The following is a 19921-nucleotide window of genomic DNA, read 5'->3' on the forward strand; positions in this document are numbered from 1 at the left end:
CGTTTGCCACGGGACGCGGTGGAGCACCACGCGGGGCACGGCGGTCGACGGAGAGACGAGCTTTTCGCGAGGGGCGCGGGAACCCGGAGCAGCGCTGGGGCCGGGTCTCGGCTCCGCTGAGCCTCCGCGCGAGGGATGTTGGGACACTCTTTCGTGGCCTGTCAGAAAAAGGCCGGACGAGCAAGTCGTTTTGTCCTGAAACGCCGGAGTTATCCACAGGTCCCCGAGTTGTCCACAGGGCGTGGTGTGTCGGTTTCCCGGCGGGGTGAAGGCGGATAGGCTGGTGCAGGGGTCGCCCCCCAGGGCGGGTGGGGGCTGTCCGTGGTGAGGGAGAGACCGCGGAGCGGTTGGGGCGCAAGGGTTTTCCTCGGACAGAGGAGAGGGCGGGCCGTCGCGCCGCGCGGCCGCCGAGTGCGCAGCTCCAGAGGGCGGCGGCGTCGGGAAACCTTGAGGACGAGGCGTTGGCGTCGCCGCGGCGCCCACCCCGAAAGGGCACCACGGCGACGCCAACAGGTGCGAAACCACGCCGGACGGACGAGGGGAGGTCCCGCCCGGCGTGGTTCCGGCTCACCCGGCCCGTGGAGGGCGCCTCGGGCCGGGACGTCTGGTCACTGGTTGGCGGTGCTCACTGGTCAGCGGTGGTCACTGGTTGGCGGTGCTCACTGGTCAGCGGTGCTCACTGGTCGGCGGTGGTCACTGGTCGGCGGTGGTCACTCGGCGGGCTGGGAGCCGAGGGTCACCTCGACCGTGCGGTCGCCGCCGTCGCCCCGCGTGGTCACCTTGACCTTGGCGCCCGGCGCGTAGGAGCGCACCGCCGCCACCAGTTCCTCGCTGCTGGAGATCCGCCGCTCGTCGATCTTGGTGATGACCTCGCCGGCCTTGAGGCCCGCCTGGTCGGCGGCGCCGCCCGGCACGAGGTCGCTGATCTCCGCCCCTCCGGTGCGGGCCGGCCTGCTGGCCACGCCGAGCACCGGCTGGGTCGCCTTCCCGTGGTCGGTCAGCTCCTTGGCCACCCGCTTGGCCTGGTCGATCGGGATGGCGAAGCCGAGGCCGACCGAGCCGGCCTGCCCGCCGGGGGTGCCCTTCGGACTGTAGATCGCCGAGTTGATGCCGATCACCCTGCCCTGCCGGTCCACCAGGGGGCCACCGGAGTTGCCCGGGTTGATCGCCGCGTCGGTCTGGATCGCGTTGAGCACCAGGTTCACGTCGCTCTGCCCGTCGCCCGGCGACACCGGGCGGTTCATGGCGCTGATGATGCCGCTGGTCACGGTGCCGGCGAGCTGGAACGGGGCGCCGATGGCCACGACCTCCTGGCCGACCTGGAGGTCGTCGGAGCGGCCCAGCTCGACCTGGCGCAGCCCGGACACGCCCTCGACCTTCACCACGGCCAGGTCGTAGGTGGGCGCCCTGCCCACGATCTTCGCCGACGCGGTGCGCCCGTCCTGGAACACCACGCCGATCCGGCCGCCGTTGGCCGCGGCCTCCACCACGTGGTTGTTGGTCAGGACGTAGCCGTCGCCGCTGATCACGAAGCCCGACCCGGTCCCGGCGGCCGTGCGGCCCTGCACCTGGAGTTCGACCACGCTCGGCAGCAGCTTCTGCGCCACCTGCTCGACCGAGCCGGCGGGCGCCGAGTTGGCCGGCTTCGGCGCGGGCGCGGGCACTTCCAGGGCGCTCGGGCCGTTGTAGCGGTCCTTGGCCAGCTCGTAGCCGAGCCAGCCGCCGCCGAGCCCTCCGCCGCCGGCCAGGAGGACCGCCAGCAGCGCCGCGCCGACGACCTTGCCGGTCCGGCCGCGCCGCGCGGGCGGGGCAGGGGGGAACAACGCGGTGCCGTGCTGGGGCGCGGCGTGGCCGGGGTGGGTGTGGGGGCCGGCTCCTGGCACGGCGCCCTGCCCGCCCGGGTAGCCGCCCTGCGGTCCGATGGGCTGCCACGGGTACTGACCGCTGGCGGCCTGGTCCCCGATGTGGCCGGACTGGCCGGCCTGCTGCGGCGCGGCCAGCCCGACCGGGTGGGGTTGCTCGGTCCCGGTGGCGGGAGTCGTGGGTGACCCAGCGGGAGCCTGCTCCCGCGCCCACACCGACGGCGGCTGCTCGGCGGCCGGCGGGGGCGGGGCGGGCGTGTGCTCGGGCGAACCGGCCGGCTGCTGGCCGGCCTCGGCCGACGGCGGCTGGGGGGCGCCGTCGGCGGGCTGCGCGGACCGCTCCGGCTGCCCGCCGGACGCACCCGGGTTCTGCTCGGTCATGTCTCTACTGTGCGCCGTGGAGCTGAGAGCACGCTGAGATGACGCTGGGCGTCCCGTGTGCGATGTCAGTGATCTTCCTCAGACGGCGCGCCGGAGCCGGTCGGCGACCTGTTCCGGGGTGACGTCGTTGATCCACACCGCCATGCCGGACTCGGAGCCGGCCAGGTACTTCAGCTTGTCGGCGGTGCGCAGGACGGAGAACACCTGGAGGTGGAGCCAGGACAGGTCCCGTCCGGTGTGGACGGGGGCCTGGTGCCACGCGGCGATGTAGGGCAGCGGCCGCGCGTACAGGCCGTCGAGGCGTCGCAGCACGTCCAGGTAGAGGCGGGCGAAGTCGTCGCGTTCGGTGTCGTCGAGCGCCGGCAGGTCGGGCACCCGGCGGTGGGGCACGAGGTGCACCTCGACGGGCCAGCGCGCCGCCGCCGGCACGTAGGCGGTCCAGTGCTCCGAGGTCGCGACCACGCGTTCCCCGTGCGCGCGCTCGGCGGCCAGCACGTCGCCGAGGACGTGCCGCCCGGTGCGCTCGTGGTGCTCGGCGGCCACGCGCAGCATGCGTTCGGTGCGGGGCGTGACGAACGGGTAGGCGTAGATCTGGCCGTGGGGGTGGTGCAGGGTCACCCCGATCTCCTCGCCCCGGTTCTCGAAGCAGAAGACCTGCTCGACGCCGGGGAGCCGGCCGAGGGCCTCGGTGCGGTCGGCCCACGCGTCCACCACCGTGCGCGCCCTGCGCGGGCTCAGCTCGACGAAGGCCGAGTCGTGGTCGGAGGTGAAGCAGACGACCTCGCACCGGCCGAGGGCGGCGCGGCGGGGCACCAGCCCGTCGAGCACGACGCCCTCCGGTTCGGGCACGGCCTGCGCGAAGGACGGGAAGCGGTTCTCGAAGACCGCCACCTCGTAGTCGGGCTCGGGGATCTCGGTGGGGCGGCCGGGGCTGCTCGGGCACAGCGGGCAGAGGTCGGCCGGCGGCTTGTAGGTGCGGGTCTGGCGGTGGGCGGCCAGCGCCACCCACTCTCCGGTCAGCGGGTCGCGGCGGATCTCCGACAGGGGCCGCTGGGCCGGCAGGTCCCGGGTGTCCTCGGCGGTGCGGGGCGGGGCCTGCGGGTCGTCGTCGAAGTAGACGATCTCCCTGCCGTCGGCGAGCCGACGCGCGGTGCGCCTCACGCGCCCACCCCCGCGTCCCGCGCGACCGCGCCGCCGGGGCGTCCGGCGAGGATCAGCTCGCCGACGCGCTCGCGCAGCTCGGCCGCCGCCTCCTCGGCCAGCCCGTCGTCGGTGACCAGCACGTCGGCCTCCTCCAGCCCGGCGATGGTGGAGATGCCGACGACGCCCCACTTGGTGTGGTCGGCGACCACGACGACGCGGTTCGCGGCCTCGACCAGCGCGCGGTCGGTCTCGCTCTCGTTGAGGTTGGGCGTGGTGAAGCCGGCCCTGGGGGACATGCCGTGGACGCCGAGGAACACCACGTCCAGGTGCAGGGACCGCAGCGCCTGCACGGCGACCGGGCCGACCAGGGCGTCGGAGGGGGTGCGCACGCCGCCGGTGAGCACGACGGTCCGGTCGGAGCGGCCCGCGCTCTGCAACGCGTCGGCGACCCGCACCGAGTTGGTGACGACGGTCAGGTCGGGCACCTCGTCGAGGTGCCGCGCCAGGGTCCACGTGGTGGTGCCGGCGGAGAGCCCGATCGCGGTGCCCGGCCGGACCAGGGCCGAGGCGGCCGACGCGATCGCGGTCTTCTCCGGGAGCTGCCGCATCGACTTGGCCTCGAAGCCGGGCTCGTCGGTGCTGCGCCCGCCGACGGCGGTCGCGCCGCCGTAGACCTTGTCGACGAGGCCGCGACGCGCCAGGGCGTCGAGGTCGCGCCGGATGGTCATGTCGGACACGCCGAGCCGGGTGACGAGGTCGCTCACCCGCACCGCGCCGGTGCGCCGCACCTCGTCCAGGATCACCGACTGCCGCTGTCCCGCCAGCACGCCGCTCCTCCGTTCGCCGAAAGCCGATGCCCAGACTGCCGCACAGGACCGCACAGAGTCAACACAACCAAACATCACCGGCGCGGCGTCCGCGACCAGCGGAACCGCAGGTGGCGGCCTGACAGACCGGAGGACCGACCAGGCCGACCATCTGAGCGCTTTTGTTGGAATGCGTTGAGGATCACGCGGGGCGGCCGGGCAGCCGCATCGACAGCAACGCGCCGCCCTCCGGGGCGCGCCCGGCCGAGGCGGTCCCGCCGTGCCGCTCCGCGACCTGCTTGACGATCGCCAGGCCCAGCCCGGAGCCGGGCAGCGTCCTGGCCTCCTTCGAGCGGTAGAACCGGTCGAAGACGTGCGGCAGGTCGGCCTCGTTGATGCCGGGTCCGGCGTCGGCCACCTGGAGCAGCGCCGTGCCGTCGCCGAGCTGGCGCAGCTCGACCCGCACCACGCCCTCGGGCGGGCTCCACTTGGCGGCGTTGTCCAGCAGGTTCAGCACGGCCCGCTCCAGGGCGCTGGCGTCGCCGAGCAGGCTCCACGGCTGGAGCCGGACGTCGAAGGTGATGCCGGAGGCGGAGGCGCGCCGCCGGGCCCTGTCCAGCGCCCGTTCCAGGACCTCGACCAGGTCGACCGGCTCGTGCACCACCTGCGGCGGGTCCTCGCGCGCCAGCTCCACGAGGTCGCCGACCAGGGTGGACAGCTCGGTGAGCTGGGCGCGCACGTCGTCGTAGATCTCCTGCCGGTCCTGGGCCGACAGGCTCGGGGCCCCTGGCCGCTCCGAGGCGATGAGCAGCTCGACGTTGGTGCGCAGCGAGGTCAGCGGGGTGCGCAGCTCGTGGCCGGCGTCGGCGACCAGCCGCCGTTGCCGCTCCTGCGACTCGGCCAGGGCGCCGAGCATCGCGTTGAAGCTGTGGGTCAGCCGGGCCAGCTCGTCGTCGCCGGCGATCGGGATCGGCTCCAGCATGCCGGTCCTGGCGACCCGCTCGGTGGCGGCGGTGAGCCGCTGCACCGGGCGCAGGCCGGCGGTGGCGACCGCGGTGCCGGCCGCGGCGGCCAGGAGGATGCCGGACCCGCCGACGACCACGAACACCACGCTCAGCCGTTCCAGGGTCTTGCGCGCGTCGCCCAGCGGCTGGGCCATGACCAGCGCGGCGCCCGGCCCGACGGGCACGGCCACGACCCGGGTGTCGGTCCTGCCGTCGGTGCGGGGCTGGCTGGGCACGCCGCCGCGCGCCGCGGCGATCTCGGTGTCGCCGACGGGCGGCGGCTCCGCGCCGGTGGCGTAGATGAGGCGGCGGCCGCCGTCCTGGAGCAGGCCCACCGAGACGTCGGACACCCCGAACAGGGCCGCGGGGACGGCCCTGAGCTGCTCGGCCTGGACGAGGGTGGTGTGGGCGGCGTCGTTGGCGCGTTTGGTGAGGCTCTCGTCGAGCTGCCCGTAGACGCTGTTGCGCACGGTCAGGAAGGCGGCCAGCGAGACGAGGGCGACCGCCCCGCCGACGCAGATCGCGGCGAGCAGCGTGATCCGGGTGCGCAGGGAGATCCGTCGGGGTCGCCGGGCGGCCGGGGGTGTCTGGACGCCCGCCTCACCCTGCGCGCCGTGGGGAACGGTCACGGGGGCGTCTCCCGCAGGACGTAGCCGACGCCGCGCACGGTGTGGATCAGTCGCGGCTCACCGCCCGCCTCGGTCTTGCGGCGCAGGTAGCCGACGTAGACCTCCAGGGCGTTGCCCGAGGTCGGGAAGTCGTAGCCCCACACGTCCTCCAGGATGCGACCGCGGGTGAGGACCTGACGGGGGTGGGCGAGGAACAGTTCGAGCAGCGCGAACTCGGTGCGGGTCAGGCTGATGGGCCGCTCGCCCCTGCGCACCTCCCTGGTGCCGGGGTCCAGCTCCAGGTCGGCGAAGCGCAGCGCGGGCGGGGTGTCGTCCCCCGGACCGGCCGTGCCCGCCCTGCGCAGCAGCGCCCGCAGGCGGGCCAGCAGCTCCTCCAGCGCGAACGGCTTGGGCAGGTAGTCGTCGGCGCCGGCGTCGAGCCCGGCGACCCGGTCGGACACCGCGTCCCTGGCGGTGAGCACCAGGATCGGCAGGTCGTCGCCGGTCCCCCTGAGCCGGCGGCACACCTCGAGGCCGTCCAGCCTGGGCATCATCACGTCCAGCACCATGGCGTCCGGCCGTTGGCGGCCGACCGCGTCCAGCGCCTCCAGCCCGTCGCCGGCCAGCTCGACCTGGTAGCCGTTGAACTGCAACGAGCGCCGCAGCGACTCGCGCACGGCCCGGTCGTCGTCGACCACGAGGATCCGCATGCGGCCAGTCTGGCCCCGGCTCCTGAGACCGAGCTGAGAAGGGGATGTGAAGGGCACGTGAGATCACCGGAGCCGGGCTAGGGCTCCAGCCCCCTGGCGACGGGGGCCTGCCACCGCCGCCACAGGGCCAGCACCCGGATGCCGATCACCAGCGCCGAGCCGACGGCGCTGACCGGCCCGGCCGGCAGGTGCAGCCGGTCGCCGAGGGCGACCACGACCGCCCCGGCGAGCGCGGCCAGCGCGTAGATCTCCTTGCGCAGCACCATCGGGATCTCGCGGAGCAGCACGTCGCGGACGGCGCCGCCGCCGATGCCCGTGGTCATGCCGATCAGGCAGGCCGTGTAGACCGGGGCGCCCAGCGCCAGCGCGGTGGTGGTGCCGGCGGTGGTGAACAGGCCCAGTCCGGCCGCGTCGGCGAGCAGCACCGCGCGGCGCAGGCGGGCGACCTGCGGGTGGTACCAGAAGACCACCAGGGCGGTGACCGCCGGCACGAGGAGGTACCGCCAGTCCCGCAGCGTCGTGGGGGGACTGACGTTGAGCAGGACGTCCCGGATGACGCCGCCGCCGAGGGCGGTGGTCATGCCGAGGACGACGACCCCGAAGACGTCCAGCCGGGCGCGCACCGCCGCCAGCGCGCCGGAGGCGGCGAACACGGCGGTGCCCGCCAGCTCCAGCACCAGCAGCAACACGAAAGCGCAGCTTAGCGACTGGAACGAGCGTTCTCGACAGGTGGAACGGGCGTGGGGCGCTCACCGGGGCGCTCACCGGTGAGCAGGAGGAAGGGCGGGGTCTGGTGCTCGACGACCCAGGGCGCGTTCTCGATCAGCTCGTCGTCGACCACGCCCCGCGCGTCGGCCACCACCGGCCGCTCCTCCGCGACGATCCGGAACCCGGCCTCCTCGAACAGCTCGCGGAGGGTGGCGGTGGACCAGTGGGTGTCCACGATGTCCATCCACCCGTCCCGCCCGCGGAGCGAGACCGGCACCGGGTCGCCCGAGGCGTAGTGGGTGTGGGGTTCGCCGAACCGGGCGCTGTGCCGGACGAGGCCGGTCTCGTCGGGGTTCGGTGTGAGCAGGGTGAACCGGCCGCCTGGCCGTAGGACCCGGTGGATCTCGTCGAGGATCGCGCGCAGGTCCGCGCGCGCCGGGACGCAGACGAACACGAAACAGGAGATCGCCGCGTCGACCGACCCGTCGGCCAGGAACGGCATCCGGTTGGCCACGACCTGGCGCGCCTCGACCAGGGGGTTTCCGACCGCCCTCGCGAGGGCGACCATCGACGGCGAGGCGTCGACGGCGTGGACCCGAACGCCGAACGTCCGCGCCATGCGGTCGGCGACCAGGCCGGGGCCGCAGCCGAAGTCCAGCACCGCGCGCACGTCCGGCCGGCCCAGCCCGGCGGCGCGGAACGCGAAGGGGTAGCCCAGCACCCACCGGACGAGGTCGTAGAGCGCCACGTAGTCGGCCACGACCTCGGCGGACTCCCACGAGGTCGGCGTCGCGCCCTGTTCCGCCATGGCTCCCCCGATCCGGGTGTCGCCGACCCGGCTGGTCCCGCGTTCGGCCGAGGCGGCCGTGGCCGGGACGGCGCCCGGTCACGGCCGCGTTCCCACCCACCCCAGTCTGGGGGTCCGGCCGGACCGCGCAAGGCGGGCAGGCGGGCCGTCCGGAGGGTGCGGCGAGCCCGGCTCGTCAGCTCGGATCAGCTCGTCCAGTCGAAGAAGCCGCGCCCGGTCTTGCGGCCCAGTTCCCCCCTGGCGACCTTGTCCCGCAGCAGCGCGGGCGGGTCGAACCGGGGGCCCAGCTCGCGGGCCAGGTGCTCGGCGATGGCCAGGCGGACGTCCAGCCCGACCAGGTCGGTCAGCCGCAGCGGGCCCATCGGCCACCGGTAGCCCAGCCGCATCCCGGTGTCGATGTCCTCGGCCGAGGCCACGCCCTCCTCCAGCATGCGGATGGCCTCCAGCCCGACGGCCACCCCCAGCCGGGAGGTCGCGAAGCCGGGGCTGTCCCGCACCACGATGACGGTCTTGCCCAGCGCCTCGGCCCAGCCCCTGGCGCGCTCGACGACGCCGGGGCCCAGGCCGTCGTGGACGACCAGCTCGACGAGTTCCTGCGCGGGGACCGGGTTGAAGAAGTGCATGCCCAGCACCCGGTGGGCGGCGGGGCCGGCGGCGATCGCGGCGATGGACAGCGAGGAGGTGTTGGAGGCCAGCACCGCGTCCGGGCAGGCCGACGCGGCGTCGGCGAGCACGGAGCGTTTGAGGTCGACGGTCTCCGGGACGGCCTCCACGACCAGTTCGGCCGAGGGAGGGAGCGCGGCCGCCGTGTCCACAGTGGACAGCCGGCCGAGCAGGTCGTCGGGCGCTCCGGCCAGCCGGCCCTTCTCCTCGGCCCTGCGCAGCGACGCGGCGACGGCGGAGCGCGCCGCGTCCGCGCGTTCGGGCGTCGCCTCGGCCAGGGTCACCCTGGCCCCGGCCGCCAGGAGCACGTGGGCGATGCCGGCGCCCATCGTGCCGCCGCCGATCACCGCCGCGGTGGTGGGAGCGCTCATCGGCCGCCCTCGCGGAGCCGGGGCGGGCGCTGGCCGCACGTCACGCCTGGTCCTCCACGACCTCGGCGGAGAACATCGCCACCAGCTCCATGCCGCCGATCTCGGTGAGGTTGGCCCCGGAGGCCTTCCACTCGTCGGTGGCGAACGCGGCCTTCATGGCGTCCTTGCTCTCGAAGTACAGCTCGGCCATCAGGTAGGGCTCGGTGTCGCCGAGGAAGCCGGGGACGAAAACGCGCGCCACCTTGGCCACCTCGCACCTGACCAGGCCGGGAGTCCTGGTGACCAGCGGCATGTGCTCGCCGAAGTAGCGCTCGTCGAACCCGGCGGCGTCGGCCGGCTTCCGGTACAGGGCGACATACTTGATCATGTGACACTCCCGTCTCGACTCGCTGCCGGACTGTAACAGCGCGGAAGAGGCCGGGACAGACCCTCGCGGGGGACGGCCACACCGCTCGACCGACGGCGCGTCGCGCCATCTCGCCCGGGTTCACTCGCCGTCGCCCGAGGGCGTGTCGACGCCGCTCACCCCGAAGTCCGCCCCCCGGAGCCGCCCGCTCGCAGCGTTCCCCTCGGTCCGACCGACGACGCGGTCACGGGGGCAAGGAGGACGCCGTCACGGGGACAAGACGAGAACCAGCCGACAGCGCGGGCCGTGGCACACGGGCAGGGGACCGCGCCACGGCCCGCGCTCCGCCGGTCACCCTCCGGGGAAGGGCGGAGAGGGCGCCGGAGTCGGGAGGACGGCCGAACCAGGGTCAGACGAGGGGCGGCGGCACCAGGCCCCGTTCGACCGCGCGCACCAAACGCCGGGGCACCATCAGCCACCGGCCGTCGACGCGCACCGGCACCAGATCCGGAGCCGACGCCTTCCACCGCGCCCTGCGGTGCCGGGTGTTGCTCCGCGACATCCGCCGCTTCGGCACGGCCATCAGCGGTCACCCCGCTTCCCGTAGCGGCGGTGGAACTTCTCCACCCGCCCCGCGGTGTCCAGCACCCGGCGGCCGCCGGTCCAGAACGGGTGGGACTCGTTGGTGACGTCGACGACGATCAACGGGTAGGTGTTGCCGTCGCTCCACGTCACGGTCCGGCTCGACACGGCGGTCGAGCGGGTGAGGAACGCCGTGCCCGTCGAGGCGTCCTGGAAGACCACCGGGTGGTAGTCGGGGTGGATTCCCTTCTTCACTTCTCCTCCGTGTTCCTGAGGGGGTTGCTGGGGCTCCGGTCGGTCTCGCGGTGCGGTTCGGCGCTCGCGCAGGGGTCGTCGTGCCACTCGCCGAACGGGTCGGGCCAGCCCCGCCAGACCTCCTCGCCCTCGGCCAGCTCGGCGTCGGTGAGCAGGGCGTGCCGCAGCGCGGCCTCGATCTCGTCGGGGTCGGCCCGGTGGGCGACGACGACGATCTCCTGGTCCCGGTCGCCGTAGTACGGGTCCCAGCGCAGCGCGGCCATCGCCCGCCTCCGGGGGTCGACGCCGACCCAGGGGTCGTTCCCGTCCCGGGTGTCGGTGTCGCGGGTGTCGGTGTCGCGGGTGTCGGCGTCTGGGGTGTTGGCGCGGTCCAGGGCCGCGAGCCAGGGACCCGCGTGCCCCACGCGCAGGCCGCCACCCGCCGACTCCAGCCACAGAGCCACGTCCGGCTGGCTGGCCACCCACATCCGCCCCCGCGCCCGGACGACGCCGTCGAGCAGCACGTCCACGGCGTCGTGCAGGCGCTCGGGGTGGAAGGGGCGACGCGCGGTGAACACCACCGTCGACACGCCGCAGTCGGAGTCCAGCGGCGGTTGTCCCCGCAGGACCGGGGCGTGCGCGTCGTCGACCTCGCCCCGGCGGGCGTCCGCCGGCACCTCGGCGAGCAGCGCCGCCGGGTCGAGGCGGTCGAGCCGGGTCCGGGGCGCGGTGGGCGCGAGCCGGTCGAGCACGGCGCCGGTGCGGGCGCCCGTCCACGCGTCGGGCGCCGCGCCGGCGAGCACGAGCGCGTCGGCGAACTCGACCTGGCCGACGCACACCTGGGCGACCGTGCGGTCGTCGTCGGCGCTGGCGGACAGGCCGCGTTCGGCCAGTGTCTCGTCCCCGGTCGCGTCGGCCAGCCAGGTCCCGCTGTCGACGACGGTGACGACGGCCTCGACCCGGGCGTGGTCCAGCACGGTCGCGCCCTCGGCGCCCTCGGCGCCGGCAGCCCCGACAGAGCCGTTGCCGGGGTCGACGACCACGTGGCGCAACGCCCAGCACAGCGCCTCCGGCTCCAGCGCGGGGTCGAGGTGGAGCACGACGCGCTCCACGCCTGGCGTGGCGCACAACCGCCTGGTCAGCGGCAACAGGTCCTCGCGGAGGGTGCAGGACACGCAGCCGTGGGCCAGCTCCAACACGTGCCACCGGTCGAGGGGGATTCCCGTGTGCGGCACCACGTTCGCGGGGTCGGCACCCCGGATCGACGGGCGTGTGCCGCCAGCCGGGGGCGTCCCCCACCGGACGCGGCGACGGACGACGCCCTGGCTGATCCGCCGCAGGTCGTGGTGGACCACCGCGGTTCCCGGGAGCTGGAGGAACGCGTCGGCCACTTCCTCCACCGGGCTTCCCGCGCCCTCGTCTGGTGGCACCCGGCGCGATCCGCCGGAGCGCGGGAGCCGACCGGTGTCCGCCGCGCTCCCCGTCCTCGGCGTGGGTCCCGCCAGGCCGGCCACCAGCACGATCGGTGTGCGCTCGTCCGGCACGCGCCCCTCCTTCTGACAACGATTTCCATCTGGACGGCCGTCACGCTACCCTGACCACCGGCATTTGTGAAAACGATCGTCAATTTCAACAAGGGAGGGGCCATGTCCGCGCGCTGCCAGGTCACCGGCCGCCGGCCGGGGTACGGCAAGCGGGTGTCGCACTCCCACACGCGCACCTCGCGCCGGTGGGAGCCCAACATCCAACGCCGTCGTTACTGGCTGCCCAGCGAGAACCGCTGGGTGGTGCTGCGGGTGTCCGTGAAGGGCATCAGGACCATCGACCGCCGGGGCGTCGAGGCGGTCGTCGCCGAGCTGCGCCGGCGCGGGGAGCGCGTCTGATGGCCCGCTCCGAACTGCGCCCCGTCGTCAAGCTCCGGTCCACCGCCGGCACCGGCTACACGTACGTGACCCGCAAGAACCGGCGGAACGACCCGGACCGCCTGCGCCTGCGCAAGTACGACCCCGTGGCGCGCCGGCACGTCGAGTTCCGCGAGGAGCGCTGAGCCGTGGCCAAGAAGTCGAAGATCGCGAAAGACCGCCAACGGCGGATCATCGTCGCCCGACACGCCGAGCGGCGGGCCGCGCTGAAGGAGGTCCTGCGCTCCCCCCGGTCGAGCGCCGAGGAACGGGAGGCCGCGCGACGGGCGCTCAGCCGGCTGCCCAGGGACGCCAGCCCGACGCGGCTGCGCAACCGCGACGCCGTCGACGGCCGGGCTCGCGGCTACTACCGCGCCTTCGGCCTCTCGCGCATCCGTCTGCGGGAGATGGCGCACCGCGGGGAGCTGCCCGGTGTCACGAAGTCGAGTTGGTGAGGAGAGGACATGCGGACGCGGACACCCAGGCGGAAGCCGAACCCGCTGCACCGCGCCGGCGTGACGCGGGTGGACTGGAAGGACGTCGCGCTGCTGCGCACGTTCCTCTCCGACCGGGGCAAGATCCGGTCGCGACGGGTCACCGGGCTCACGCCACAGCAGCAGCGGGCCGTCGCCACCGCGATCAGGAACGCGCGGGAGATGGCGTTGCTGCCGTACCCGACGCCGGCCCGCCGCTGACCGGACCGGCGACCTCCGGGCATTCCGGGTGGGAGGGCTCGGGCCACGCGAGGCCCTCCTTCCCGGAGCGAGGAGCGGGCACCGCGTGCCGTGCCCCCGCACGGGTCGCCAACCAGCCGAGACCGGTGCCGAGCAGGGCGGCCGCGAGGAACACCGCGGCCGCCCGCGCCGCCCGCTCGTCGAGCGCGACCGCGCCGGCCCTGCCGAGCACGAAACCGGCGTGCAACCCCCAGCACTGGGCGGCGGTGAGCGCCGCGCCGGGCAGGGTCGTCACCACCGAGACCGCCAGCACCGCGACCGCCGACGCCACCAGTCCGAGCCAGGGCGCGCCGGCGGCGCCCCCGGCGACCGCGGCCGTCGTCGTCAGCACGCCGACGCCGAACCCGAGCGCGGAGCCGTAGCCCCCTGACAGCCTCGGCAGCGTCCTTCCGTCGCGGAACACGCGGCCAGCATGGGTTGATCCCCGCGGGCGCGCGCCCGCCCGTGTCGCGGTCTTGACGACCCCGGTCCGAGGATTGACGTCCTGTTGATGTTCCCGGGACCCCGGGGCGCTGCCGTCCGCCGAGGGGTCTGCGGCAGGATCGAACGGGTGATGCCGGTCCAGCCCAACCACCAGACCGTCCCGACACCCGCCGGCGCCCCCGGCGCGAACGGCGAGCACGGCCCCCTCGGCGCCCAGGACGTGCTCGGCGCGTTCTACGAGGTGCTGCACCGCCGGCGGGACGTGCGCGCGGAGTTCACCGGCGGCGAGGTGCCGACCGAGGTGTTGCGCCGGGTCCTCGCCGCCGCGCACGCCGCGCCCAGCGTGGGGCTGTCGCAGCCGTGGGACTTCCTGGTCGTCAGGGACGAGGCCACGCGCCGCGCGTTCCGCGAGCACGTGCAGGCGGAGCGCTCGGTGTTCGCCGCCCAGCTCGACTCCACCCAGGCCGAGACGTTCTCCCGGATCAAGATCGAGGGCATCCTGGAGTCCAGCCTCGCCGTCGTGGTCACCTACGACCCGGACCGGGGCTCCCCCGCCGTGCTGGGCCGGCACGCCATCGCCGACGCCGGGCTGTACTCGGTGTGCCTGGCCATCCAGAACCTGTGGCTGGCGGCCACCGCCGAGGGGCTGGGCGTGGGCTGGGTCAGCTTCTACCGGGAGGACTTCCTGCGCCGGCTGCTGGCCATCCCGGGGCGGGTGCGGCCGGTGGCCTGGCTGTGCCTCGGCCCGGTGCGCCACCTCCACCAGACACCCGACCTGGAACGGCACGGTTGGCGGAAGCGGATGCCCCTCGATGACGTTGTGCACTATGAGCGGTACGGGCAGCGACCGTCCCGGTAGCCTGTCGCCAAGCCGCGCTCCCGGCGACGAGGGCCACCCGGGGGCACGCGTCGGGGTAGGGGATGTCGAGGACGCAGTGGAGCACGATGAGCCGCTGATGACGGGCCACATCCCGCGGGAGGACCGCGAGGTGCGCCTGCTGCTGGACTCCGGCCGCGTGCCCGAGGCGAACATGCTGTTCGACGAGGTGGTCGCCAGGGTGCCCGGCGGTGGGGGCGAGCGCTGGCGCCGGGCGACCGTGCTGGTGCACCGCGCCGTGGTGGCCTGGCGGCTCGGCCGGATCCCGCTGGCGCTGGAGCTGGCCGCCGAGGGCTGGACCGAGTTCGACACGGCCCGGCCGGAGGGCACGGCGGCGGCGCAGACCATCGGAATGCTCGGCTACCTGCTGGAGAGCATCGGCCACCGCCGCGCGGCGCAGGACATGATGCGCCTGTCGGTGCGGGTGGCCAGGGAGGCCGGGCACCCGCAGACCCTCGCCCACTGCCTGCAACGGCTGGGCGGCACGTTGAACTTCCGGGCGCTGGACGCCGCGCCCGCCACGGCCCGGCGGCTGTTCGCCGACGCCAGGGCCCTGCTGGAGGAGGGCCTCGGCCTGGTCGGCGACGGCTACGTGCACCGCGCCCTGCTGGGGGCCTACGGGCGGTCGCTGGCCGGGGTCGGCGAGCTGGAGCGGGCCGAGCGGGTCGCGCGCGAGGCGATGGAGCTGGCCAGGGAGGCCGAGGACCGCTGGGGCCTCGCGGTGGGCAACTGGGTGCTGGCCACGGTGCGCAGGGCGCAGGGCGCGCTGCCCGAGGCCCGCACGCTGGGCAGCCGCGCGGTGGCCGAGGCGGAGCGGATCAACGACGCCGCGCTGCTGCGCCGGTTCTCCCAGGACCTGGCCGACATCTGCGAGGAGCTGGGCGACCACGTGGGCGAGGCCACGGCGTTGCGCCGCACGGTCACCGCGGGGCGCAAGGCCGTCGAGACCCTCCAGGAGGGCCTGGCGCAGGCGCTGGAGCAGCGCAGGCTGGCGGTGCAGGCGCAGCGGCTGGCCGTGGCCGCGCAGGAGGCGGCGGCCAGGGACCCGCTCACCGGGCTGGCGAACCGGCTCGGGCTGGAGCGGGCCGCGCCGCACCTGTTGGAGCGCACCGCGGCCCGGGGGCGGCTGCCGTGGCTGGTGCTGGTCGACGTCGACTGGTTCAAGGGGGTCAACGACGTCGCCGGGCACGCGGCCGGGGACGCGGCCCTGCGGGAGATCGCCCAGTTGCTGCGCCGCGAGTGCAGGGCGGACGACCTGGTGGCCCGGTGGGCGGGCGACGAGTTCGTGGTGCTGCTGGTCGACGCCAGCGAGGACCGGCAGGACGCCGGCCCGGTGGTGGCCGAGCGGATCAGGGCGGCGGTCGACGGGCACGACTGGACGATGATGCTCGGCAACACGCGCCGGCCGACCGTGAGCATCGGCGTCGCGGCCGGCCCCGCCAAGCTGGACCAGCTCTTCGCCGCGGCGGACATCGCGCTGTACCGGGCCAAACGGCACGGCAGGAACCGGGTCGAGGTGCACCCGCCGTTGGGCGAGGGCGGCGACACCGGCGACACCAGCGACACCGCCGACGCCTCCCCCACCACCGAGCACGCCGGGCTGGGCTGACGGCGAGGGGCAGCGCGCCCCGGGGTCCCTCCGGCGTGTCGCGGCTAGGCGATCAACCCGCCCCGGTAGGCGACCAGGGCCGCCTGCACCCGGTTCACCGCGCCGATCTTGCCGAGCACGGCGGAGACGTAGCCCTTGACCGTCGCCTCCGACAGGTGCAGGGCCGCGCCGATCTCGGCGTTGGACATGCCCTGCCCGATCAGCGCCAGCACCTCGCGTTCCCTGGCGGACAGCCCGGACAGCAGCCGGCGGGCCGGCTCGGCCACCCGTTCCTCGTCGGCCAGCGCGGCCAGCACCCGGGAGGCGACGCCGGGGTCGAGCACCGCGCCGCCCCTGGCCAGGTCGCGCACGGCGCGGACGAGCTGGGCCGGCTCGGTGTCCTTGAGCAGGAAACCGCTCGCGCCGAGGCGCAGCGCCTCGCTGACGTACTCGTCGACGTCGAAGGTGGTCAGCATGGCGACCTGCGGCGGGTCGGCCAGCTCGCGCAACCGGCGCAGCGCGGCCAACCCGTCCGCCTCCCGCATGCGGATGTCGAGCAGCACCACGTGCGGACGGTGCCGACGGACCAGGTCGACCACCATCGAGCCGTCGTCGCACTCGGCGACGACCTCGATGTCACCGGCGCTGCGCAAGATCATTCTCAGGCCGGAGCGGACGAGGTCCTCGTCGTCGGCCAGCAGAACTTTGATCACGGACGCCTCCCCGGCGGCGTGGCGTGCTCAGGAGAGCCCTTGTGGGTGCAGGCTTCGCAGCTCGCCACATCTCACCACGATTTCACTCCATGGTGTAGTGCTCTTCCCCCGAACGGCCATAACCGGCGGGTATAACCCCGCGCACAGTTGTTTCCGCCCGGTTTCGGATCGAACATGGTGATCACTGTCTCACCACACGGGAGGACACTCCTGGCGCTGTGTCACCAATCCGTCAACATTTCCGCCACCGGGCGCCCGACCAGGGTTCCGACTCCCGTCCCACGACCGACGGCCGGGACGAGGCGGCGGTGACCCGAACGGCCCTGGGGGACAGGGACCAGACGGAGACGGTCACCCCACAGCGGTCATCAGCGGTCATCAGCGGTCATCCCACGCGGGTGACCGACAGCGCCTCGACGGCCGACGGCGTGCTCGGCGCCTTGCCGCAGCTCACCGGCCGGGGCGGCTCCTGGGGCCGCTCCCCGAGGAGCACCTCCCACGCCCGGCCGTCCCGGTGCGCGACCAGCACGCGCCACCCGTCGCCGTCGGCCCGCTCCCCCTCGACCAGCACCGCGTCGGCGTCGCGCTCCCCGACCCGCTCGCGCACCACCAGCTCGGCGACCTGGCCGAACCGCGACCACGTCGACCGACCCCGACAGCCCACGGGCGCGACCACGCCCTCCGCCGTCGCCCGCAGCACGTCCTCGGCCGTCGCCACGTCCAGGCGGCCGTACGCGTACCCGGTGGGCAGCGCCACCGCCGCCGGCGCGAGCCGGTGCCCGCCCGTGTGCGTGCTCTCCCACACGCGCCCGGGGTGACGCGCGGCCAACTCGTCCGCGACGGGACGGCCGAGCAACGCGCAGCACCGGTCCCGCCGGCCGTTGGTGCACACCAGCAGCAGCGGGTCGGCGCACGGCTCGCCCACCTCGGGGCGTTCTCCCCTGGCGAGCCCCCCGAAGTCGAGGTCGAGCAGGTCCTTGGCGTCCCGCACCGCCACCTGCTCCAACCAGCTCGCGCCGGGACGGGTGTGGGCGAGGTAGACGCGCCGGGGCTCGGCCGGCCCGGTGTCGGCGTGGTGGCCCGGCCGGCGGATCAGCACCACCCGGACGCCGACCTCGTCGCCCCGGCGTTGCAACTCGGCGCCGACGGCGGGGTCGAGGTGGCTGCGCACGAGCGCCTTGTCGCCCCACGGGCCCGGCTGCTCCAGGCACAGCCAGGCCGGAGCGGTCGGGGCGGTGCCCGGCAGCGGCTCCCCGAGCCTCGCGGACAGCACCGCGCAGTCGGCGTCGCTCACGACAGGTCTCGGCACAGTGCCGAGTGTCCCCCTCTTGGCGTAACGGCGCGGAGGGAACCCCGGCGTGCCACCCCCTTCCCCCGGCCCGCTACCCTGTCACTCGGCAACAGCCCGCCCTCGTAGCTCAGGGGATAGAGCACCGATCTCCTAAATCGGGTGTCGCAGGTTCGAGTCCTGCCGGGGGCACAGCGCCGAAGGGGCGCGGACGGTCATCGTCCGCGCCCCTTCCGCTTGTCCGGCCGCGCCCCGGCGCTGATGACCACGTCCCGCGCGTGGTCGCTGTCGCCTCCGTCTTCCTGCGCCACGCCCGTCCGGCGGTCGCTGGCGCGCCACTCGTCCCGGCGAACCTGCCAGTCCCCTCCGCCACCCGTCCCGCCTCTCGAACACGACCGCCGGGCAGGTGCCACCGGGCCGTCATCGTCCACCCGTGACCGCCCAGCCCGCATCGCGCCCCGACGCGTCGGGCGTCGGCGCGGGCCCAGAAGGCCGTATACCCCGCGACGCCTGACGGAATCCGCCCTCCCGCCTGGTCAGGGCCTCACTGTCGGCACGGCAATTGACCTCGGCCGTCCCTCCCCCGGCCGGGCGTTGCTCGGCCGGGTATGTCGAGATGCGGCGTTCTCCGACGTTCCGCATCGTGGATCGCGAGCCGCTTCCTTCCGATCACACGCATCCCGCAGGACGCGGCAGGGAGGCCGTGATGGACGTGCCGCGCGCCGCGGACGAGCCGGTCGACGGGGACCCGCGCGGTCCCCTCGCCCGCGGGCGCGCGCCCGACGAGCCGACGTGGCACCGCCCGGCTTCCCCCAGGGGGACGGGACGCCGAGTCCCCGGGCGGACCGCCGCGCCGCCGGGCCCCGGGACGCCGCGCCCCTCGCGGTCGCCGAGCGGCCCGGGCCCCGCACGGGCGCGGCGGACGCGGCGGACGCGGCGGGACACGGCCGTCAGGCCTCCCACCCAGGGCCGAGCAGCCGATCTGCCGGTCCGTGAGGCGCCACCCGGCGCAGGGAGAGCGCGGACGACGCCCACGCGCCGTCCGGGCGACCCGACGTGCCCCGCAGGTCGGCAGGACAGAGAAGGAGTCGCCTCATCATGAAGGCGCGCACGAGGACGACCGGTCGTCACCACATCCCCGCCCGCCCCCGACGCCGCCCGTGGCGAAGTCTGTCGTTGCTCCTCGCGGTGTTGCTCGCCATGGCCCTGCCGGCCACGGCGCAGTCGGCGGACGACAGCACCCTCTACCCGCCCAGGGTCCCGCTGTTCGTGGCCAACACCGGCTCCGGCGACATCACCGTGTTCGACACGCGGCTCAACCGGATCATCACCACGATCCCCGTGCAGGGCACGCCGGTCGGGGTGGCCTTCCTGCCCAACGGCCGGTTCGCCTACGTCACCAACGAGAGCGCCAACACCGTCACGGTGATCGACACCCTGACCAACCAGGTGGTGGCGACCATCCCCGTGGGCAACCACCCCTTCGACATCGCCGCGACCCCGAACCGCGTGTTCGTGGCCAACTTCGGCGACGGCACGGTGTCGGTCATCGACACCACGACCAACCAGGTCATCGCGACGATCCCCGTCGGCCGCTTCCCGCACACCCCGGCCGTGACCCCCGACTTCAGCCGCCTCTTCGTCACCAACAACGGGTCGAGGTCGGTGACGGTGATCGACCTCGCCACGCTCCAGCCGATCGCCACGATCCCGGTCGGCCGGTTCCCCGCCGGGATCGCCTTCTCCCCGGACGGCAACCGCGCCTACGTGGCCAACACCGGCGACAACACGGTCACGGTGATCGACACCAACACGCTCCAGCCGATCGGCACGATCCCCGTCGGAGCGGCGCCGATGGGGATCGCCGTGGCCCCGAACGGCTTCATCTACGTGGCCAACGCCGGCGCGAACACCGTGTCGGTGATCGACGCGAGGACCAACCAGGTCGTCGCGACCATCCCGGTCGGCAACCAGCCCGAGGGCGTGGCCGCCGCGCCGGACGGCAGCTTCGTCTTCGTCACCAACACCCTGGACAACACGATCTCGATCATCGACGTGCTCACCAACACGGTGGTGGCCACCATCCCGGTGGGCACGGCTCCGGAGGGCGCGGCGGTCTCGCCCCTGTGAGCCCGGGCCACCCGCGCGCGGGGGGCCGGTGCCCGTCGGAC

Annotated in this window: 22 protein-coding genes and 1 tRNA gene; 8 read left to right on the forward strand and 15 right to left on the reverse strand. The window is 74.5% G+C overall.

All coding sequences use genetic code 11. The features are described from left to right. Window positions 1-710 precede the first annotated feature (710 nt). The 12 genes from LX15_RS28455 to mrf form a co-directional block, all read right to left on the reverse strand. Window positions 711-2243: a trypsin-like peptidase domain-containing protein gene (locus tag LX15_RS28455; protein WP_253673476.1), complete on the reverse strand. Its 1533-nt coding sequence runs from the start codon at window positions 2241-2243 to the stop codon at window positions 711-713. A gap of 78 nt (window positions 2244-2321) precedes the next feature. Next, window positions 2322-3404, reverse strand: coding sequence for a galactose-1-phosphate uridylyltransferase (gene galT / locus LX15_RS28460; RefSeq protein ID WP_253673478.1), 1083 nt, complete (start codon window positions 3402-3404; stop codon window positions 2322-2324). Beyond that, window positions 3401-4213 (reverse strand): DeoR/GlpR family DNA-binding transcription regulator, encoded by an 813-nt coding sequence (locus LX15_RS28465; RefSeq protein WP_253673480.1) that lies wholly within the window; start codon window positions 4211-4213, stop codon window positions 3401-3403. Before LX15_RS28465 ends, galT begins: the two co-directional genes overlap by 4 nt. 181 nt (window positions 4214-4394) lie before the next feature. Next, complete coding sequence (locus LX15_RS28470; protein WP_308213533.1) at window positions 4395-5825, reverse strand: sensor histidine kinase; 1431 nt, start codon at window positions 5823-5825, stop codon at window positions 4395-4397. Beyond that, window positions 5822-6514: a response regulator transcription factor gene (locus tag LX15_RS28475; protein WP_253673482.1), complete on the reverse strand. Its 693-nt coding sequence runs from the start codon at window positions 6512-6514 to the stop codon at window positions 5822-5824. The genes LX15_RS28470 and LX15_RS28475 overlap by 4 nt, the downstream gene beginning before the upstream one ends. A 77-nt stretch (window positions 6515-6591) precedes the next feature. Continuing rightward, window positions 6592-7203: a trimeric intracellular cation channel family protein gene (locus LX15_RS28480; protein WP_372502805.1), complete on the reverse strand. Its 612-nt coding sequence runs from the start codon at window positions 7201-7203 to the stop codon at window positions 6592-6594. 11 nt (window positions 7204-7214) lie between these two features. After that, complete coding sequence (locus LX15_RS28485) at window positions 7215-8030, reverse strand: class I SAM-dependent methyltransferase (RefSeq protein WP_253673483.1); 816 nt, start codon at window positions 8028-8030, stop codon at window positions 7215-7217. Window positions 8031-8215: 185 nt separating this feature from the next. Further along, window positions 8216-9064: a 3-hydroxyacyl-CoA dehydrogenase family protein gene (locus tag LX15_RS28490; RefSeq protein ID WP_253673485.1), complete on the reverse strand. Its 849-nt coding sequence runs from the start codon at window positions 9062-9064 to the stop codon at window positions 8216-8218. 40 nt (window positions 9065-9104) lie between these two features. Continuing rightward, entirely contained in the window at window positions 9105-9431 is a 327-nt protein-coding gene (locus LX15_RS28495; RefSeq protein WP_253673487.1) for an EthD family reductase, read from the reverse strand. Window positions 9432-9819: 388 nt separating this feature from the next. After that, window positions 9820-9993, reverse strand: a complete 174-nt coding sequence (rpmF, locus tag LX15_RS28500; protein ID WP_253673489.1) for a 50S ribosomal protein L32 — start codon at window positions 9991-9993, stop codon at window positions 9820-9822. Next, the gene (locus LX15_RS28505) at window positions 9993-10247 is read right to left on the reverse strand and encodes a type B 50S ribosomal protein L31 (protein ID WP_253673507.1); all 255 of its coding nucleotides are present in this window, start codon (window positions 10245-10247) and stop codon (window positions 9993-9995) included. The genes rpmF and LX15_RS28505 overlap by 1 nt, the downstream gene beginning before the upstream one ends. Continuing rightward, window positions 10244-11770 (reverse strand): ribosome hibernation factor-recruiting GTPase MRF, encoded by a 1527-nt coding sequence (gene mrf / locus LX15_RS28510; RefSeq protein WP_372502806.1) that lies wholly within the window; start codon window positions 11768-11770, stop codon window positions 10244-10246. Before mrf ends, LX15_RS28505 begins: the two co-directional genes overlap by 4 nt. A 102-nt stretch (window positions 11771-11872) precedes the next feature. Between mrf and rpmB the strand changes: the two genes are divergently transcribed. Genes rpmB through rpsR form a run of 4 tightly spaced genes read left to right on the forward strand, consistent with a single transcriptional unit; the run spans window position 11873 to window position 12822 of the window. Continuing rightward, a complete protein-coding gene (rpmB, locus tag LX15_RS28515) occupies window positions 11873-12109 on the forward strand; it encodes a 50S ribosomal protein L28 (RefSeq protein ID WP_253673516.1) in 237 nt (78 codons plus the stop codon). Further along, window positions 12109-12273: a 50S ribosomal protein L33 gene (gene rpmG, locus LX15_RS28520; protein ID WP_253673535.1), complete on the forward strand. Its 165-nt coding sequence runs from the start codon at window positions 12109-12111 to the stop codon at window positions 12271-12273. Before rpmB ends, rpmG begins: the two co-directional genes overlap by 1 nt. 3 nt (window positions 12274-12276) lie before the next feature. After that, complete coding sequence (gene rpsN / locus LX15_RS28525; protein WP_253673544.1) at window positions 12277-12582, forward strand: 30S ribosomal protein S14; 306 nt, start codon at window positions 12277-12279, stop codon at window positions 12580-12582. 9 nt (window positions 12583-12591) lie between these two features. Continuing rightward, a complete protein-coding gene (gene rpsR / locus LX15_RS28530; RefSeq protein WP_253673546.1) occupies window positions 12592-12822 on the forward strand; it encodes a 30S ribosomal protein S18 in 231 nt (76 codons plus the stop codon). Here the strand turns inward: rpsR and LX15_RS28535 are convergent. After that, window positions 12767-13264, reverse strand: coding sequence for a hypothetical protein (locus tag LX15_RS28535; protein ID WP_253673548.1), 498 nt, complete (start codon window positions 13262-13264; stop codon window positions 12767-12769). The two genes, rpsR and LX15_RS28535, sit on opposite strands and share 56 nt — an antisense overlap. A 150-nt stretch (window positions 13265-13414) precedes the next feature. Between LX15_RS28535 and bluB the strand changes: the two genes are divergently transcribed. Both bluB and LX15_RS28545 read left to right on the forward strand, forming a co-directional pair. After that, window positions 13415-14143, forward strand: coding sequence for a 5,6-dimethylbenzimidazole synthase (gene bluB, locus LX15_RS28540; RefSeq protein ID WP_253673550.1), 729 nt, complete (start codon window positions 13415-13417; stop codon window positions 14141-14143). A gap of 97 nt (window positions 14144-14240) precedes the next feature. Beyond that, entirely contained in the window at window positions 14241-15770 is a 1530-nt protein-coding gene (locus LX15_RS28545) for a GGDEF domain-containing protein (RefSeq protein WP_253673552.1), read from the forward strand. 44 nt (window positions 15771-15814) lie between these two features. On the opposite strand, the gene LX15_RS28550 is transcribed toward LX15_RS28545, so the two are convergent. After that, window positions 15815-16462, reverse strand: coding sequence for a response regulator (locus LX15_RS28550; RefSeq protein WP_253673554.1), 648 nt, complete (start codon window positions 16460-16462; stop codon window positions 15815-15817). Window positions 16463-16847: 385 nt separating this feature from the next. Continuing rightward, complete coding sequence (locus LX15_RS28555) at window positions 16848-17771, reverse strand: ferredoxin family protein (protein ID WP_253673557.1); 924 nt, start codon at window positions 17769-17771, stop codon at window positions 16848-16850. A 98-nt stretch (window positions 17772-17869) separates the two neighbouring features. Between LX15_RS28555 and LX15_RS28560 the strand changes: the two genes are divergently transcribed. Then, window positions 17870-17942 (forward strand) — tRNA-Arg (locus LX15_RS28560). A gap of 906 nt (window positions 17943-18848) precedes the next feature. After that, window positions 18849-19880, forward strand: a complete 1032-nt coding sequence (locus LX15_RS28565; protein ID WP_253673559.1) for a YVTN family beta-propeller repeat protein — start codon at window positions 18849-18851, stop codon at window positions 19878-19880. Window positions 19881-19921: the final 41 nt, after the last annotated feature.

This window comes from Streptoalloteichus tenebrarius, assembly GCF_024171885.1.
GTDB lineage: Bacteria > Actinomycetota > Actinomycetes > Mycobacteriales > Pseudonocardiaceae > Streptoalloteichus > Streptoalloteichus tenebrarius.